Origin of the sequence: Aquidulcibacter sp. (genome assembly GCF_044346625.1) — a bacterium.
Taxonomy (GTDB): Bacteria; Pseudomonadota; Alphaproteobacteria; order Caulobacterales; family Aquidulcibacteraceae; genus Aquidulcibacter.
On sequence record NZ_JBIIYV010000064.1, the window covers coordinates 1 to 16,567 of the forward strand.

Below are 16,567 nucleotides of genomic sequence, written 5' to 3' on the forward strand. Positions count from 1 at the left end.
TCAAAAGACGGTCCAAGCCCTCTTCGAGCTTCCAAATCTCTCCGGTCGGGCCGCGCCCATGCTTGGGTGGGTCCAGAATGATCCCGTGATACTTATTCCCACGCCGGATCTCTCGTTCGACAAATTTCAAGGCGTCGTCGACGATCCATCGGATCGGCCGATCGTCTAATCCCGCGAGGGCTTGATTCTCGCGCGCGTAGCCGACCGCTTTTTTGGAGGCATCGACATGGGTAACGCTGGCACCCGCCTTGGCGCAGACGAGGCTAGCCACGCCTGTATAGCCAAATAAGTTCAAAACTTTAGGCGGTGGATCCTTAGGGGCTTGACGGACGCGTGCTTCAATCAGATCGCGGCACCAACGCCAATGAACGGATTGCTCGGGAAATAGACCCAAGTGTCGGAAGGGCGTACAACGGGCATGAAACTTAATTCCGCCCCACGAAATCGGCCAAGTTTCTGGGACCCGCCGGATAAAGCGCCACCGCCCCATCTCTTCGCTCTCCTGACCGGAAAAAGCGGCATCAAAGGCCCAGTCCTTTTCGGTCAAGCGCCGTGGCCATAGGGCTTGGCTATCTGGTCGGATAAACGTGTAGGGGCCAAAACGCTCTAGCTTTTGGCCGTCGCCGGAATCGATCAGCGCATAATCAGACCAATCATCCGCCATCAAGACGGGTGCCATACGTGCTGGCGATACTTTTAGAGGTGGTGGTGGCCTTTGTGCCATCTAATCACGGGCCCCTTTAAAGCCTTGCTGGCGCCAGATTTCATAGGTTGTGACGGCAGTGGCAATAGCAAGGTTGAGGCTGTCGGCGCGGCCTGCCATCGGCAGCCGCACCAACACATCGCAGGCCTCTGCCCAATTATCGGGGATCCCAGATTGCTCGTTGCCCATCAAAAGGACTGTCTTGGTGCCGAAGTCGGTTTCGGTGTGGCGTGTTGACCCTTTGAGCGAAGTGCCCGCCATTCTAAAGCCCTGCGCACGACGCCAGGTCTCGAACCCAGCAAAATCGGACCGAGCTACGGGCGCGGAAAAAATTGACCCCATGCTGGCGCGCACGGCTTCGATGGAAAACGGGTCGCAACTTTCTTCCAGCAAGACAACGCCGCCACCGCCCACAGAATCGAGGGTTCGCAGGATGGTGCCCAAATTGCCCGGGTCGCGAATCCGTTCGAGTGCGATGATCAAAGGGGCGTTTGCCAGCTCGACCAATGGCGTAAAGCGCTGACGGAAGAGCCCTAAGACCGACTGGGCATTATCCCGCTTGGCGACGGCTTCAAGCACGCGGTCTGACACGCGAGCCACGCGCGCACCGGTCTTCAATGCTTGTTGTGCGAGGGATTGCACAGCGGGCCGCGCCTCGGCGGCGGCGGAAAACAGAAGCGCTTCGAGTTCCCAGCCAAGGTCCAATCCTTCTCCGACATGACGTGCACCTTCTGCCAAGAATAAGCCGGACTCTGTTCGGGCCTTCTTGCGGTCAAGTGACTTGGCCAGCTTGACCAGATTATTTTGTGGGCTTGTCACGTCTTGGATCATGTCTTCCTCATAGCGTGAGATTGCCCTAATGGGAGAGTGAAGTCCGCAAAATGCTGTGTTTTTTGCACGTCAGACGCGAGTGCTCTTGCTTTCCGGCTGCGTTGATCTGAAGATGAGTTTACAAGAATTTGATCGTGAGGTCCTGCCGGTGCTCTTCTTCCACTTGGCAAATGGCTTCCAGAACTGAAACGGCAAACAAAGCATGCTTAATTCTAAGAATTGCTGGCCAGTCTTTGTGCTTGGTGCCTTAGGTTTGGCAATTCTCATGTGGGTCCACCATCAGCGCATGATGGTTTTGCAAGAAGAGACACGTTCATTGGCTCAAGTAAGCTTGGATAAAGCAGGCTTTACTTTCGCGCGTGCCGATACCTTAGACGGTCGCTTACTGATCAGCGGCTTTTCCGTGGATGAGGCAACCGCGAAGGCGGTCTGCTCGACGGTCGTAGACGGTGTTCGCGATCGGATTGGACTTCCAGGAGTCTATGCAAAGATTGACTGCCAGGGGGTCAACTATCCCGGTTCTGCGGTGGTGGGTTCCCCTTTGCCAGCTAAGCCAGAAATAAGTGTCCCGACGTCGAAAAAGGCAACGGACAAGTCCGCACAGCAAGCTGAAGTCACTTGCCAAACGCGTCTGACGGAGGCTGGAAAAAGTGGTGCCATTCGCTTTGAGAAAGGCAGCAGCCCCCTATTAGGTGGGCAAGAGGTGCTTGACCGAGTCGCAACCGTTGCCAAGGAATGCAGCACGTTCAAGATCGAGATAGGTGGCCACACCGATACCGGCGGTGCCACAGACCTTAATGAGCGCTTATCCCAAAGTCGTGCGGATACGGTTCGCGATTTCTTAATCTCAAAGGGTGTGCCCGCCGCCCAGGTTACAGCCAAAGGATATGGCGAGAGCCAACCTTTGGTGAACGACTTCCCAAATGGCAATGGGAATATACCGGGACAACCTGACAGCCCTTTGCGAGAGCAAAACCGCCGCATCGAGTTTAAAATCACCGAGTCAAACTAAAGACCCATTCACCCTCCCTAGGGAAGGCAAGGACCAAACCCATGTTTCTGTTAAGTCAAAGCATTCTGATCGTGCTGGTGTCCGCGGTAATCGGTGCTTTTCTGGCGCGCGTTTTCAACCTGTGCAATTGTAACACCGAAGAATTGCAGGAAGAACTGCGTGTTGTCCGGGAAGAGCGAGACGAACTAAAACGGCAGGTGACGGCCGGCGCTGGTTCTGCACTTACAGATGCAATCGGGACACGCAAGGCGTCCGTACTAGAGGCTGAATTGGCAGAAGTGCGCTCGCGCGCTGATGAATTGGCCGCAGCCAATGCCAAACTGCGCGACGGCGAAAGTGTCGACGAGGATATCGCCGCGCTAAAGTGGCGCAATAAATATCTCGAAGCTCGGGTATTATTCTTTGAGGGACGCGATACTGGCGGAAGTGTCGAAACGCCCCCTATGCCCGAACAAGTGACGACGACTAAATTGGTCCAGGAGATTGAGCCCGCCCCGGTTGCCTTGGTTGCAGCAGCCCCAGAACCCGCTAAGCGTGGGCGCAAGAAGGCTGTCAGGGTTCGCGAGGTTGCTCCTGTTCTCGAGGCAGTGGTCGAACCGGTTGCAGTCGTCGCACCGATTGTCAAAAAGCGAAAAGTGAAGGCAGTCGTCCCACCGCCACCGCCACCACCACCTCCGCCAGCAGAACCCATCAGCAACCTAAACTTCATCCCATCGCCCTTGGCTGGATTGTCTGCTGAGGCGTTAGAAGAAGCGATTGCCTTGGCAGGCGCTGGCAAGGCTCCGCCGCGTTCCCGTCGTCGGGCTAACCCAGATGATCTCTTGTTGATTGATGGGGTAGGTCCGAAGAATAAGGCTTGGTTGAATGACCAAGGTATTTATTATTTTTACCAGATCGCTACCATGAATATCGACCAAGTGACTTGGTTATCCAAGAATCTGCCGACCTTTGGCGCGCGTGTTCATCGGGAAAATTGGGTCGCGCAATGCACCAATTTGGCCAAGGGTTTGCCAGCGCGCTAGCGATACCCATTATCGTCGATCAGATGCTAAGCATCTCGCGAACATCGCTTAACCGGCCTGTCAGGGCAGCGGCGGCTGCCATGGCAGGTGAGACCAAATGGGTGCGTCCATCGCGGCCTTGGCGGCCTTCGAAATTGCGGTTGGACGTGGACGCACAGCGTTCAAAAGGCACAAGCCGATCTGGGTTCATGCCCAGGCACATTGAGCAGCCAGGTTCGCGCCACTCAAAACCTGCCGCTAGAAAGATCTCGTCCAAGCCTTCTTCCTCGGCTTGATAGCGGACGAGGCCAGAGCCCGGCACGATCATCGCGCGAACGCCATCGGCTACCCGCTTACCCTGAACAAGCGCTGCCACCACCCGCAAATCCTCAATCCGAGAATTGGTGCACGAGCCGATGAAGACCCGCTGAATGGCAAGATCGGTCATCTTCTGACCCGCTTCAATGCCCATATAAGCCAAGGATCGGCGTGCGGTTTCGCGTTCAATAGGGTCGCTAAAGTGCTCTGGGTCTGGGGCAATTCCGTCAATTGCTACCACTTGCTCCGGGCTTGTGCCCCAAGTCACCAAAGGAGCGATGCTTTCGGCACGAATTTCTACAATCTGGTCAAACACGGCATCCTCGTCGGTAAAGAGCGTTTTCCAGAATGAGATTGCTTGGTCCCAAGCCCCTGCTTTTGGTGCGGAAGGGCGACCTTTCAGATAGGCAAAGGTCACGTCATCTGGCGCAACAAGGCCTGCCCTCGCGCCTGCTTCGATCGCCATATTACACAAGGTCATCCGCCCTTCGGCTGAAAGGCCACGTATGGCAGAACCACGATACTCCATGACATGGCCTGTGCCGCCGGCCGTGCCGATCTTGGCGCAAATAGCTAAGGCGATATCTTTAGCCCCAACGCCCGGTGCCAAAGTGCCCTCAATTATCACGGCCATATTTTTCATTTTGCGGGCGCGCAAGGTTTGGGTCGCCAAGACATGTTCAACCTCGCTGGTGCCAATGCCATGGGCGAGTGCGCCAAAGGCACCATGTGTGGAGGTATGGCTATCACCACAGACGATGGTCATGCCCGGCTGCGTGCGGCCTTGTTCCGGGCCAACCACATGGACAATGCCATTTCGGATTTCGCCCATTGGAAAGAACTCGATCCCATACTCAGCCACATTGCGGCTAAGCGTCTGCAGTTGCAGCCGGGCTTCGGGGTCAGCGACGGCATCTACGCCTGCGGCTTGGTTTTCAGTCGGCGTGTTGTGATCGGCCACTGCCAAGGTCAGATCAGGGCGTCGCACGGGGCGGCTAGCTGCCTTCAGCCCTGCGAAGGCCTGCGGGGTTGTGACCTCATGGATCAAATGCAAGTCGATATAGAGCAGGGAGACGCCATCCTCGGCAGTGCCAACGACGTGGTTGTCCCAAATCTTGTCATAAAGTGTCTTTCCCATGCTTTGCCGCTTAGCGCACTTTCCCAATTCTCCCAAGTCGCTTAAGCCAGTGGGATGACACGTCTTTCAGTTGCCACTTGGAACATTAACTCGGTTCGCCTGCGCGCAGGGTTGGTACAGCGCTTCGTTGAACACCATCGCCCCGATGTTTTGTGCTTGCAGGAAATAAAGTGCCGCAATGGCGAGTTCCCAACCGCTGCCTTTACCGAGATGGGCCTGCCCCACCTTCATATTCGCGGGCAAAAGGGCTGGCATGGGGTAGCGATTGCCTCCCGGCTTCCGCTCGAAGAGGTCGAGGAACCCGGCTTTTGTCGCCACGAAGAGGCACGTGTTGCCGCAGTGAGGGTTGCTGGCGTTACGATCCATAATCTTTATGTGCCCGCTGGTGGGGACGAGCCCGATACACAGATCAACCCAAAATTTGATCATAAGCTCTCGTTTCTTGAGCGCATGGAAGCCTATTATGCGAACCGGAAAAATGCGGATCCCCTTGTCGTTGTGGGGGACTTGAATGTCGCGCCGGGCGAACATGACGTTTGGGGCCATAAGCAATTGTTGAACGTTGTCAGTCATACCCCTGTGGAGACCAGCGCCATGGGCCGCATTTTAGAGCGCGGCGGGTTGGTTGATTTGGCGCGTGTCGCCCGCCCAGCGCCTGAGAAAGTGTTCTCGTGGTGGAGCTACCGGTCTCCTGATTGGACGAAGAATGATCGGGGTCGCCGGCTGGATCACATCTGGGCCAATGCCGATTTTGCACCCCGCTTCATCAAGGAGAGTTTCGCCATTCACAAAGACGCGCGTGCATGGGAAAAGCCCAGTGACCACGTCCCCGTCGTGGCGGCATTTGAGGTTTAGGCGATATGGCAAAGCAACAGGGTTCGGGCATTTTTGTGCCGCTGATCATAATTGGCGCAACGATTTTCGGCTTGGGGGCTTACCAAGCTTTGAAGCCCAAACCTGTCGAGATTAATCCAACTTTTGAGGCCGTTGATAATCCTCGTACCATGCAGGCTCCGCCACTGCCTGTGGCCGGCAAAGACGCAGCCCAACTGGCGGCCGAGGAAAGCGCCACAGAGGAACAGGCAAACGCCGAACCCGCCGCGACTAAGACGCTTAAACTAGATGACGCTCCATGGCTGAAGGCCATTATGGGTGGTGTCTTAGGCGAGTTTCGCGGCACCGTCGTAACCGCTCTGAAAAAAGAACAGACCAAAGGCGACCTTAATTGTAGCCCTGTTCTGACCAAGGCCTCTGAGGCAGCATTGAATGCCCTAGAAGACGTGACTTGCACCGATAAGGAAGGCGCTGTTTTTACAGGCCAATTTGACTCCGATGGCGATGGCAGCCTTGAGATCAAGTCGCCGGACACGACCAAGGTTACGATCGAGAAGTCTGGCGGCTCATTTAGTGTGACGGTTGATGAGCCCTAAAAGCTGGCACACAAAGTTTCTAGACAGGATGGACCCACGATGAAGAAGTTTACAAAGCTGGCTGCCCATGCAGCCCCATTGCCCGTGGCTAATATTGATACCGATCAGATCATTCCTAAGCAGTTTCTATCGACTGTAGAGCGCACCGGCCTATCGCGCGGCCTATTCTTTGACATGCGTTTCTTGCCAGATGGATCGCCTAATCCTGAGTTCGTGTTGAACAAGCCCGCTTTTGCTGGTGCAAAGATCCTGATAGCGGGCCCTAACTTCGGCTGCGGTTCATCGCGTGAGCATGCGCCTTGGGCCCTGCTGGACTATGGGATTGAATGCGTCATCTCGGCATCGTTTGCAGATATTTTCTTCAATAATTGCTTCAAGAATGGGGTGTTGCCGCTTGTCCTAGATGCTGGCCAAGTCGATGCCTTGATGAACCAAGCGAACGGTCAAAATGCGCGCTTTGAAATTGATCTGGCTGCCCAGACTTTGACCGGTCCTGATGGCAAAATTTACCATTTTGAGATCGACCCCGGACGCAAGAAATCCTTACTGGAAGGTCTGGACGAAATCGGGCAAAGTCTTATGCAGCAGGATCAAATCGCGGAACATGAACACAAAAGAAAGTTAATGACACCTTGGTTGGGCTGAAGTGCCTAAAAAAATTAGATTAAATGCTTTTCAAATTGATTCATATCTGCTTAATTTCTGTTACCAATTCGTTAATGGTATCAGCGAGAGGCAGATTTCGTGCTCGATCAATTCTTCGACCCAGGCTTTTTGAGCGCCCTGGCAGCGTCGATTGGACCGCTGGCTGTGTTCGTGGCACCGACGGAAGAAATTGAAGCGATGATCTTTGAGTCCCATTCTGGTGTGGACAGTTTGACCTCTGAAGAGATCGGTGTCGGGGCGGCAGTGCCCATCGCGCCAATCGGCTATCACGAAGCCGCTTGAGTACGGCCCCTGCATTCGCCCGTGACAGGCGCTCAATTCGTGGCTAAGGGCGATGCATGACAAACAAACTTCTCCTATTGCCCGGTGATGGCATCGGCCCTGAAGTGATGACTGAAGTTGAGCGCGTGCTCGAGCAGTTGATGGGCCAACACGGACTAAAGCTAGACGTTGAAACCGCTCTGTTTGGTGGGGCTAGCCTTGATGCAAATGGCTCGCCGATCACCGACGAAGTGATGGCAACCGCCAAGTCGGCCCAAGCGGTCCTGATGGGGGCCGTCGGTGGCCCGAAGTGGGCGTCTGTAGCCCGCGAGCTCCGTCCAGAAATGGGTTTGTTGCGCCTGCGTAAGGAGATGGACGTGTATGCCAATCTCCGTCCCGCCTTATGCTTTGCTGCTTTAGCCGATGCCTCTGGGCTGAAGCGCCATTTGGTTGAGGGTCTTGATATTGTCTTCGTGCGTGAATTGACAGGCGGGGTCTATTTTGGCACGCCGCGCGGCATTGAGACCTTGCCCGATGGCAGCAAGCGCGGCTTTGACAATCAAGTCTATACCAGTGCCGAGATTCAGCGCGTTGCCCGTGTTGCATTTGAACTTGCACGCAAGCGCTCCAACAAAGTGACGAGCCTTGAGAAGTCAAACGTGATGGAATCCGGCCTCTTATGGCGTCAGGAAGTCACGGCCTTGCATGCCAGCGACTATAGCGACGTTGAGCTTGAGCATATGTATGCCGATAATGCGGCCATGCAATTGGTGCGTGCGCCACAGCAGTTTGACGTTTTGCTGACCGATAATCTCTTTGGCGATGTGCTGTCCGACCTAGCTGCTGCATGCACAGGCTCGATCGGTCTTTTGCCGTCTGCAGCCTTGGGAGATGCGGGCAAACCTGGCCTTTACGAGCCGATCCATGGCTCGGCACCTGATATCGCCGGCAAGGGCCTCGCCAATCCCGTCGCCGCAATTTTGTCGTTGGAAATGGCGTTGCGCTGGTCATTGGGTGAAGGGGCTCTCGCAAACAGGCTGTTTTCCGCCGTTGAAACAGCCTTGGATGGCGGAGCACGTACAGCAGATCTGGGCGGAAGTCTGTCGACTGCCGACATGGGTACTGCGATCCTCGCCGCGCTTTAGGCAAGGCTCGCACGGGGGAGCCACGATCCCGCGCCACATCTTGGATCATTTGCCTGCAGCGCGAGGCCAGCTGGAGCCCTAAAGCATGGCCGAAAAGGGCCAATTAGCCGGTAAACTTGATCATTTCGCGCCCAAGTTGGGCCTATGTGTTGCTCATTGGCCACTAAAGCTGGACAACAAGACAAAATTTCACAGAACACACCTTCCCAGAATTTGATATACTCTTTACACAAATGTCATCATCCGTGATCCAGCCGCAAGTGTGTACGGCGGCGGCCACGTTCCATAGAGGAATACCAAATGACACAGCGCTTACTTTTGACTGGTTCTGCAGCCCTGATGGCCCTCGCACTTGCGATGCCCGGTACTTCCTTCGCCCAAGCCGCATCGGACACCGAAGCAGATCGTTCCAAAGTTGAAACCATCATCGTGACGGCTCGTAAGACCCAAGAAACATTGATCTCGACACCTGTTGCCGTGACCGCCGTTGGCGCAGCAGACGTGTCGCGCTTGAACATTCAGGCAATTGACGATCTGGCGCGCTTCACCCCCGGTTTGTCTTTCTCTAAAGCCTTTGGTCGGGCAACCGACCGTCCGGTTGTCCGTGGTGCTGCCTCGATCTTGGCAGGTACCCAGCCTGGCGTGGAAGCGGGTACTGCTTATTTCGTGGACGGCGTCTATTATCAGGGCGACATTTCCTCGATCGACTTGGCCGATGTGGCCCGCGTGGAAGTGATCAAAGGGCCACAATCGGCACTTTATGGCCGCAACACCTATTCCGGTGCGATCAACTTTATCACCAACAGCCCGGGCTCTTCTTTGAAGGCTGGCGCTACGGTGTCGGTTGGCTCGCATAATGAGCAGAGCGCAAACTTGCGCGTAGCTGGCCCGATCACGTCGTGGCTGTCGGGTGGCTTGGCTGCGCGCTATTACACCTATGACGGTGAATGGGCTAACTCTGCCGCGCTAAACGAAACGCTTGGCTCCGAGAAAACCAAGTCCGTCAGTGGCGTTTTGGAGGCCCGCCCCGTGCAGGGCCTTACCCTGCGCGCGCGCGTCGTTCATGCACAGGACGAGGATGGCCCACGCGCTTTCGGGTTCCAAGCTTCCAGCAAGAACAATTGCTTTCCCGGCTATCGCTCAAATGCCTATCGCGGGGCTGCGGCCACAACCGATAACAATCCAAACCAGTGGTTCTGTGGTGTCATCAAGGATACCGGCGTATACTTCCAGAACACAGGTGCCAATAATACCCGCCCGGCAGCACCCTTCCTAGGCGTTGAACGGGACTTGACCTTTGGGTCGTTGATCGCCGATGTCGACCTGCCAAACGATTATACCGTCAACATCAGCTATGGCTTCCGCGATGAAACACTGAAGACGGGTTCTGACTCCGACTTCTTGAACGGGTCATCTTTCCCCCAAGGCATCGGGGCTAATGGCGTCCCGACATCGAATTCATTGTTCGGCAGCTCGGGAACAACTGACTCTAAAGACATGTCTTTGGAAGTGAAGTTTTCGTCGCCCCAAGACAAGCGCATCCGCTGGATGTTGGGCCTGTATGGCTACAGCCTTGATCAGACCGGCTACTCGATTGACTTTGTGGCAAGCGCAACTACGCCTGTGAATGGGGTCGTATCGACCCAAAAGAACCTCACCAACTCAACCTCGAACGGGGCGATCTTTGGTCGTCTGGGTTTTGATATCACCGACACTTTGTCAATCGATCTGGAGGCTCGCCAACAGGCTGAAAAGCGCTCGACCCAGAACTTCAGCATTGTAAACGGTGCCCTGACCTATGACGACACACGCAACTTTGACTCCTTTACGCCGCGTGCGACACTGACTTGGAAGCCGACTGAGAACCAAACCATTTATGGTATCTACGCCGAAGGCACCAAGCCTGGTGGTTTGAACGGCACTTTGGGCCTTGCCAATGGTTTCCCAGTATTCGAACCAGAAACCTCGACCAATTATGAAGTTGGCTACAAGGCTCGCTTGTTTGATGGTCGCGGCACCTTGGCACTGTCGGCTTACGACACCAAGGCAGAAGACATGCAGTTGACGACAGCGGTGGCAGGCTCCAGCGGCGTCTTGACCTCGATCGTCACCAACCAAGGTAACGCAAAAATTCAGGGTTTCGAGGCTGACTTCCGCTTCCGCGTTACCGACAATCTGGGCTTCAGCTTGAATTATTCCCACATTAGCACCGAGTTCACCGAAGGGTGTGACGAGTTCCAATACACGCTAACCTCAGGCGGTTATCAAATTGGCACCACCTGTACTACCACCCGTCGTGTGCCCGGTTCGCCAAACCCACCGCCTTTGCCAAACGGTTCAGTCGTCCCACTGCCAGGGGCAAATGGTTCGATCGTTGGGGCCAAAATTCCATTGGTGCCAGCCGATCAAGCCAGCTTCAACGTCGATTATTCCCGTCAATTAGGCGCGAATTTGGAATTGTTTGCTTCGGCGGATCTTTCTTATGAAGGCACCAAATATATTCAGGTCCATGGCGGCGCTGAAACCGGTGAGACTACCTTGGTCGGTGGCCGCGTCGGTGTTAGCGGCGAGCGTTGGAAAGTGTCGCTCTGGGGCAAGAATTTGACCGACGAAGACACCATCCCCATCGCAACCCGTTGGTTTGACGTCTTCCAAGGCTCTGCAGCTGCGGCTGGCCTAACTGGTGCTGCCGCGTCGGGCATCGACACTGGCAGCCCGCGCGCCTTCTTCTTCATGCCACGCCGCGGTCGCAGCGTTGGTCTGGAACTGAAGGTCAACTACTGATCCATGCCCTGATCGTTTGGCATTCGAGCCCGGCGCACCTCGCGCCGGGCTTTTTTGTGGAATGCCTTTTTTGTGGAATGACTTCGACCGCTTGTAGCTTTGTATCCCGCAGGAGGCATGAATGATAGCGAAAGCCCTTTCCCGTTTCAGCAGCCTCGCTTTGTTTAGTGTGGCCCTAGGTGCGGCACCGCTTGCGATTGCGCAAGAGCGTGCCCCGACTGCACAAGACGTCTTGGCCAAGGATTTGCGCGTCCTGCTCGATTATCTTCCGGGTCGCTACGACAATGATTTGCAAGTTTATTTTGACGGGGAGCTTAAGACACCTGAGGTCGAACGCAACGGACGCATTCATTCGATCTTTGCCCCTGTGACTTTACCGGCCTTTGGCCCAAACATGTTCTATGTCGAGCAATATTCTGACAATGATCCCAATAAGATCTATCGCCAGCGCTTGTACCGCTTCTCGATCGATGCGGCAGAAAAGGCGATCAAGCTAGAGATCTTTGCCCCCTCTCCAGAGCAAGCGCTGGCGATCAAAGGGGCCTATCAAGACCCAGCTAAACTCGCAGGCCTCAGCCCAAGCACTATGACGCTCTATCCAGGTTGTGAGGTCTATTGGCGTCGGCAAGAGCAGCAATTCATTGGCACGATGAAGCCCGGGGCTTGCCGCGTAATGTCGCAGCGCAGCGGCAAGACGCTGGTGATCACGGACAATCTCGTCTTGAGTAACCGCAGCCTCACCATCCTCGACCAAGCCGTCGATGAAACAGGGGCTTATGTCTATGGCAATAGAGCAAATGTGCCGCACAGACTGAATAAGGCGCGCCCTTTCACGTGTTGGACCTCTGTCTTGCGCGGGGCGAAGCATGGTGATTCGGGGGCAGGTCAGGAAAGCTGGACGTTTGAGCGTGGCTGGATCCATGATCAAGGCGGAGAACTCACCCTAAAGACGGATGAGTCGCCCACGCGCGAGTTCTATCTGCGCCTGCGCTTGGCGGAATGGCCATACGGCACCAACAGACCCTCCTTGACACTTTACGTTCACGAGAAGGGCAATCCGCGAGCGGTCTCTTATTCCTGGGCGGATGAAGGAGCCAATCGGGTAGGTATAAACTTGCGCTGGCTTCAAGCTAGCTGCACGTTGGCGGAACCAGAGCGACAGTTTAACTAGCAATATTACCAGAAAGTATCGAAGTGTCTTTTGCTTGGAAAATACGTGTGCCAATCGCAAGCGCATGCTGTCACAGGATCTGTGTGATGTAGCGTTATGTAAGAGAGCACGCTTTGATCCATCACGATCTTTTGACCTTGGCCAATACGTCCAGGCTCGTCGTTTCCGCACTTTCGAATGCAGCTTCCATCCCGGTATGAACAAGGCCCAGATGCTCGCCTGCAAAGAACAGGCATCCAGCGGGGGTACCCATTTTTCCTGCCCAGCGTCCAATTTGGCCAGGTGCCCAATGCATATAGGCACCTCCGGCCAGCGGGTTTGTTTGCGTCCAGTCTTGTATATGACGCACCTGGAATTTGCCCTCGCTGGCGGGCCGCAGGGTGCGCAACAGGTCTGGCAAGGCTGCTGAGTTGAAAGTATTGGCACCGGTCCCGTTCAGCCAGACGTTGATAACGCCGGTATCTTGCCCAGCGCCATCACGGACGCTGAAAATGCGCTCCAATGGGCCGTCGGTCCACATATCGATAGGCAATCCGTCGCGCTCCCAATAGCAGATCGCGGGCTCCAGAAAGATCTGCTTGATCTGGGTATAGGGCAAGGCCGGTATGGCTTCGCGGGTTTCAGCCGACAGGGGTGCGTCCACGCGCATCCGGGCTAAAGCTGGAAATGGCAACGCGGCAACCACCGCTTGGGCCCGCAAGATCTTGCCACTGGTCAATGTTACCTCGGCGGATTGGGCCGATGCGCGGATAGTGGTGACGGGGGTCGCCACCCTGACCGGTCGCTGGAGCGATCGCGCCATGGCTTCGGGCAAGCGCTGCGAACCGCCTTTCACCATGCTGGCGACACCGCCACTGGCGCGTTCGGCCGCGAACAAGGTCAAAGTGCGCATCACATTCACGATCGAATAGGTGCTCAACTGGTTTGCGTTCAACCCGACATCAATGAGACGGCGCGCTGCCTGATCAAAGCCCTGGGCACTCAAATAGGCGTCGGCTGAAACATCGCCTGCGATGCCAACTGGGCCCCGCCAGTCGTCAAAGCTTTTGAGGGGATTGTTAGGGCCGCCAGCAGCGGCAAACAGGGCGGCACTTGGAGGTAGGTTCTTGAAAGTGCTGGGGAAGGTGTTTTCCTGCGCCGCGGCCCAGTCGCGCTGGGCGATCATGCGGTTGGCAATATTGAGGATGGTTGCGCGCGGTGAGGTCGGCTCGGGAAACAGCTCGATCCCTAAAGCCGCAGCGCGTGCCTGCAGCCGCGTGTAGCTTGCGCCGATTTGAACCCCTCCGGCATTGGGCTGGCCCGGCAGATCGTACAGAGTGTTCAGCCTGCCGCCGATCCTGCTAGAAGCTTCCACCACCAAAACGTCAATGCCCTCAGCCTCCAGCCGAAGTGCGGTCTCAAGGCCGGAAATCCCTGCCCCGATCACAATCACTTGTGCGGATAGGTTCTGTCTTGCCCGGGCGGGTAAGGAAACCGCACTGGCCGAGAGGCCCAAAACTGCGGCGCGGCGGGAAAGACTTACGTCCATGTCGATTTGTTCCTTAAGTAAGTGTAGGCGTCCTGTCCGTCTTTTGGCTGATAGGGGGTGAAGGGATTGGGTGGATTTTATTCCCCTAGTTTTGGTGTGCACTGAAAGAGTATATCATTACCTTCTTCCCGCAAGTGCCTTTCGGTCACGAACGCGTGGTTCGGGCAAAATAGCTGGCTTCGGTCCGCCAGCCATCTTGACCCCTGCCAGTCCTCCGATCACAGTGCCCCAGAAGAAATGAGAGACCTAGGTGGTGAGGATGCAGATAGAAGCTTTGAATGGCGTTGGCGCTGAGGTCACAGCGATTGATCTTCGCCGGATGACCGACGGTGAAGAAGTAGATTTAAAACAAGCTTTTGCGGACCATGGCGTCTTGTTCTTCCGCGACCAAAGCCTAAGGCCGGAGGACCATATTGCGTTTGCCCGCCGCTTTGGGCCCATTAATATCAACCGCTTTTTCAAAGCGACGGAAACCCACCCAGAAATCGCTGAAGTTCGCAAAGAAAAGGACCAAACCACCAATATTGGCGGGGCGTGGCATACCGATCATTCGTATGATCAAGAGCCTGCTTTGGGTTCTGTTCTGGTCGCCCGTGACCTGCCGCAGACAGGTGGGGACACCTTGTTCGCCTCGATGTATGCGGCTTATGATGGGCTGTCAGACGGTTTGAAAGAAACACTGTCGCGGCTGCGCGCGGTGCACTCCAGTCGCCACGTCTTTGGGGCGCAGGGGGCTTATCGCGACGAAAAAGGTGAGCGGATCGGCAATGCGCAAGCCGCCACCCAAGATGCGATCCATCCGGTTGTAATCACTCACCCTTTGAGTGGCCGTAAAGCACTTTATGTGAACCCAGCCTTCACTTTGTATTTTGAAGGCTGGACCCAGGAAGAGAGCTGGCCCCTATTAAGCTATCTTTACAAGCACGCCACTGACGAGGCCTACACCACCCGCTTTGTCTGGCAGCCAGGCTCGGTGGCCTTTTGGGATAATCGGGCCACGTGGCATTATGCCCTCAATGACTATCACGGTGACTTTCGCTTGATGCACCGCATAACCATTGAGGGCTGTCCGCTGGTTTAAGCTTTCCCGACGCACCAGAGTGCGAAGGCATGGCTGTCAGCCACTTCTTTCAGACGGTCAAACCGGCCCGAGGCACCGCCATGGCCTGCCGTCATGTTAACATCGAGCAGGAAGGGACCAGCATCGGGGCTAAGCTCCCGCAGTTTTGCCACCCACTTAGTTGGCTCCCAATAGGTGACTTGGCTGTCAGACAGCGCGGTTTGGGCGAATAATGGCGGATAGGCCTTGGTGCCGACTTGGTCGTAGGGGCTATAAGCCATCATATAGTCAAAGGCTTCCTTCGACTTGATTGGGTCGCCCCATTCTGTCCATTCCGGTGGTGTGAGAGGTAGCTCACCGTCGGAAATCGTGTTGATGACGTCGACAAAGGCAACACCCCCAATAACCCCGGCAAACAGCTCTGGCCGCTGGTTCATAACGGCCCCGACCAGGAGACCGCCAGCCGAGCGGCCTTCAATCACGATCTGCTTGGGTGCCGCAAACTTCTGCTCGACCAAAGCTTCCGCCGCGCGTGCAAAGTCCGTGAAGGTGTTTTGCTTCTTCATCAACTTGCCGTCGAGGTACCATTGATAGCCCCGGTCTTGGCCGCCGCGTATGTGCGCGATGCAATAGACCATGCCGCGATCGACCAAAGGCAGGCGCGCGGTGGAGAAGCTTGCTGGCATGGAGATGCCGTATGACCCATAGCCGTAAAGCAGGGCGGGAGCTGTGCCGTCGATGGGGGTCTTCTTGTGGTAGAGAATGGTGAGCGGCACGCGAGCCCCATCGCTGGCAATAGCGACCGTCCGGCGCACGACATAATTATTCTTGTCGTGGCCTGATGGGATTTCCTGCGTTTTACGAAGGGTGCGACCTTTGGTGTTCAGGTCATAATCCCATGTCTCGGTCGGGGTCGAGGGTGAGTTATAAGTAAAGCGGAGATTGGTTGTCTTCCACTCAAACCCACGCAAAACCGACAGATCATAAGCTTCTTCTGGGAAGTCGATCTGATGTTCATTGCCGCTTGCCATGTCCCGAACCGTCAGGCGGGGCAGAGCATCAACCGATTCTTCGCGGACCATATGGCCGGCATAGAGGTTGACGCTCTCGATAAAGCGACCGGCTTCATGGGGGATGAAATCTGTCCAATTCGCCGCATTGGTCTTGGCGACTGGCGTTCTCGAAATCTTGAAGTCGATCGCGCCGCCAGAATTGTTGCGGATATAGAAGTGCCTGCCATGGTGATTTGGCAGATATTCAACGCCCTTCCGGTAAGGCGTAAACCGCTTTGGCTTGGCTGTGGGTGTCGCTAGTGGCAGGATTAGAACGTCAGAGCTCTCGCTCTGCGACCGATAAATAAGCAGGTAATCGCCTGAGGAAGTTTTACCAATCCCGGTTTGGAAGGACGCATCTTTTTCTTCAAAGATCATCACATCGGTCTTTGGGTCTTCGCCCACAATGTGGCGCATGATTTTAGCAACGCGGAAATTGTCATCCAACAAGCAATAGAAGCAGGTCC

At 55.6% G+C, this 16,567-nt stretch carries 15 protein-coding genes; 10 read left to right on the forward strand and 5 right to left on the reverse strand.

From position 1 onward, the window contains the following. Together ACIQ20_RS13235 and ACIQ20_RS13240 are read right to left on the reverse strand one after the other, a co-directional pair. Positions 1-724, reverse strand: a 724-nt coding sequence (locus ACIQ20_RS13235; protein ID WP_395781034.1) for a class I SAM-dependent methyltransferase, incomplete at its 3' end; no start/stop codon positions are given. Further along, complete coding sequence (locus ACIQ20_RS13240; RefSeq protein WP_395781036.1) at positions 725-1,534, reverse strand: TrmH family RNA methyltransferase; 810 nt, start codon at positions 1,532-1,534, stop codon at positions 725-727. Between the two features lie 202 nt (positions 1,535-1,736). Here ACIQ20_RS13240 and ACIQ20_RS13245 point away from each other — a divergent pair, with 202 nt between their 5' ends. Then, entirely contained in the window at positions 1,737-2,546 is an 810-nt protein-coding gene (locus ACIQ20_RS13245; RefSeq protein ID WP_395781038.1) for an OmpA family protein, read from the forward strand. A 41-nt stretch (positions 2,547-2,587) separates the two neighbouring features. After that, positions 2,588-3,568: a hypothetical protein gene (locus ACIQ20_RS13250; RefSeq protein ID WP_395781040.1), complete on the forward strand. Its 981-nt coding sequence runs from the start codon at positions 2,588-2,590 to the stop codon at positions 3,566-3,568. Between the two features lie 19 nt (positions 3,569-3,587). On the opposite strand, the gene leuC is transcribed toward ACIQ20_RS13250, so the two are convergent. After that, positions 3,588-5,003: a 3-isopropylmalate dehydratase large subunit gene (gene leuC / locus ACIQ20_RS13255; RefSeq protein WP_395781042.1), complete on the reverse strand. Its 1,416-nt coding sequence runs from the start codon at positions 5,001-5,003 to the stop codon at positions 3,588-3,590. Between the two features lie 54 nt (positions 5,004-5,057). Between leuC and xth the strand changes: the two genes are divergently transcribed. The 7 genes from xth to ACIQ20_RS13290 all read left to right on the forward strand — a co-directional run bounded on the left by xth (position 5,058) and on the right by ACIQ20_RS13290 (position 12,460). Then, positions 5,058-5,858, forward strand: a complete 801-nt coding sequence (xth, locus tag ACIQ20_RS13260; protein ID WP_395781044.1) for an exodeoxyribonuclease III — start codon at positions 5,058-5,060, stop codon at positions 5,856-5,858. Between the two features lie 5 nt (positions 5,859-5,863). After that, positions 5,864-6,433 carry a hypothetical protein gene (locus ACIQ20_RS13265; RefSeq protein ID WP_395781046.1) on the forward strand — a complete coding sequence of 190 codons (570 nt, stop codon included), beginning with the start codon at positions 5,864-5,866 and terminating at the stop codon, positions 6,431-6,433. Positions 6,434-6,472: 39 nt separating this feature from the next. After that, a complete protein-coding gene (leuD, locus tag ACIQ20_RS13270) occupies positions 6,473-7,078 on the forward strand; it encodes a 3-isopropylmalate dehydratase small subunit (RefSeq protein WP_395781048.1) in 606 nt (201 codons plus the stop codon). Positions 7,079-7,177: 99 nt separating this feature from the next. After that, positions 7,178-7,381 carry a hypothetical protein gene (locus ACIQ20_RS13275; protein ID WP_395781050.1) on the forward strand — a complete coding sequence of 68 codons (204 nt, stop codon included), beginning with the start codon at positions 7,178-7,180 and terminating at the stop codon, positions 7,379-7,381. A 56-nt stretch (positions 7,382-7,437) separates the two neighbouring features. Further along, positions 7,438-8,505 (forward strand): 3-isopropylmalate dehydrogenase, encoded by a 1,068-nt coding sequence (leuB, locus tag ACIQ20_RS13280; RefSeq protein WP_395781052.1) that lies wholly within the window; start codon positions 7,438-7,440, stop codon positions 8,503-8,505. Positions 8,506-8,805: 300 nt separating this feature from the next. Further along, a complete protein-coding gene (locus ACIQ20_RS13285; RefSeq protein ID WP_395781054.1) occupies positions 8,806-11,289 on the forward strand; it encodes a TonB-dependent receptor in 2,484 nt (827 codons plus the stop codon). Positions 11,290-11,410: 121 nt separating this feature from the next. Beyond that, positions 11,411-12,460 (forward strand): chromophore lyase CpcT/CpeT, encoded by a 1,050-nt coding sequence (locus ACIQ20_RS13290; RefSeq protein WP_395781056.1) that lies wholly within the window; start codon positions 11,411-11,413, stop codon positions 12,458-12,460. A 121-nt stretch (positions 12,461-12,581) separates the two neighbouring features. On the opposite strand, the gene ACIQ20_RS13295 is transcribed toward ACIQ20_RS13290, so the two are convergent. Next, on the reverse strand, positions 12,582-13,988 hold the full coding sequence (locus ACIQ20_RS13295) for a flavin monoamine oxidase family protein (protein WP_395781058.1): 1,407 nt from the start codon (positions 13,986-13,988) through the stop codon (positions 12,582-12,584). A gap of 259 nt (positions 13,989-14,247) precedes the next feature. Between ACIQ20_RS13295 and ACIQ20_RS13300 the strand changes: the two genes are divergently transcribed. Beyond that, positions 14,248-15,069 carry a TauD/TfdA dioxygenase family protein gene (locus tag ACIQ20_RS13300; RefSeq protein WP_395781060.1) on the forward strand — a complete coding sequence of 274 codons (822 nt, stop codon included), beginning with the start codon at positions 14,248-14,250 and terminating at the stop codon, positions 15,067-15,069. Here ACIQ20_RS13300 and ACIQ20_RS13305 read toward each other — a convergent pair. Further along, positions 15,066-16,567: S9 family peptidase (locus ACIQ20_RS13305; protein WP_395781062.1), on the reverse strand; the 1,502-nt coding region annotated here is incomplete at its 5' end. The two genes, ACIQ20_RS13300 and ACIQ20_RS13305, sit on opposite strands and share 4 nt — an antisense overlap.

Excerpts from the sequence above, each read along its gene's own strand:
- ACIQ20_RS13240 (WP_395781036.1), bottom strand. The coding sequence starts at position 1,534 with ATGATCCAAGACGTGACAAGCCCACAAAATAATCTGGTCAAGCTGGCC.
- ACIQ20_RS13245 (WP_395781038.1), top strand. The coding sequence starts at position 1,737 with ATGCTTAATTCTAAGAATTGCTGGCCAGTCTTTGTGCTTGGTGCCTTA.
- ACIQ20_RS13250 (WP_395781040.1), top strand. The coding sequence starts at position 2,588 with ATGTTTCTGTTAAGTCAAAGCATTCTGATCGTGCTGGTGTCCGCGGTA.
- leuC (WP_395781042.1), bottom strand. The coding sequence starts at position 5,003 with ATGGGAAAGACACTTTATGACAAGATTTGGGACAACCACGTCGTTGGC.
- xth (WP_395781044.1), top strand. The coding sequence starts at position 5,058 with ATGACACGTCTTTCAGTTGCCACTTGGAACATTAACTCGGTTCGCCTG.
- ACIQ20_RS13265 (WP_395781046.1), top strand. The coding sequence starts at position 5,864 with ATGGCAAAGCAACAGGGTTCGGGCATTTTTGTGCCGCTGATCATAATT.
- leuD (WP_395781048.1), top strand. The coding sequence starts at position 6,473 with ATGAAGAAGTTTACAAAGCTGGCTGCCCATGCAGCCCCATTGCCCGTG.
- leuB (WP_395781052.1), top strand. The coding sequence starts at position 7,438 with ATGACAAACAAACTTCTCCTATTGCCCGGTGATGGCATCGGCCCTGAA.
- ACIQ20_RS13285 (WP_395781054.1), top strand. The coding sequence starts at position 8,806 with ATGACACAGCGCTTACTTTTGACTGGTTCTGCAGCCCTGATGGCCCTC.
- ACIQ20_RS13290 (WP_395781056.1), top strand. The coding sequence starts at position 11,411 with ATGATAGCGAAAGCCCTTTCCCGTTTCAGCAGCCTCGCTTTGTTTAGT.
- ACIQ20_RS13295 (WP_395781058.1), bottom strand. The coding sequence starts at position 13,988 with ATGGACGTAAGTCTTTCCCGCCGCGCCGCAGTTTTGGGCCTCTCGGCC.
- ACIQ20_RS13300 (WP_395781060.1), top strand. The coding sequence starts at position 14,248 with ATGCAGATAGAAGCTTTGAATGGCGTTGGCGCTGAGGTCACAGCGATT.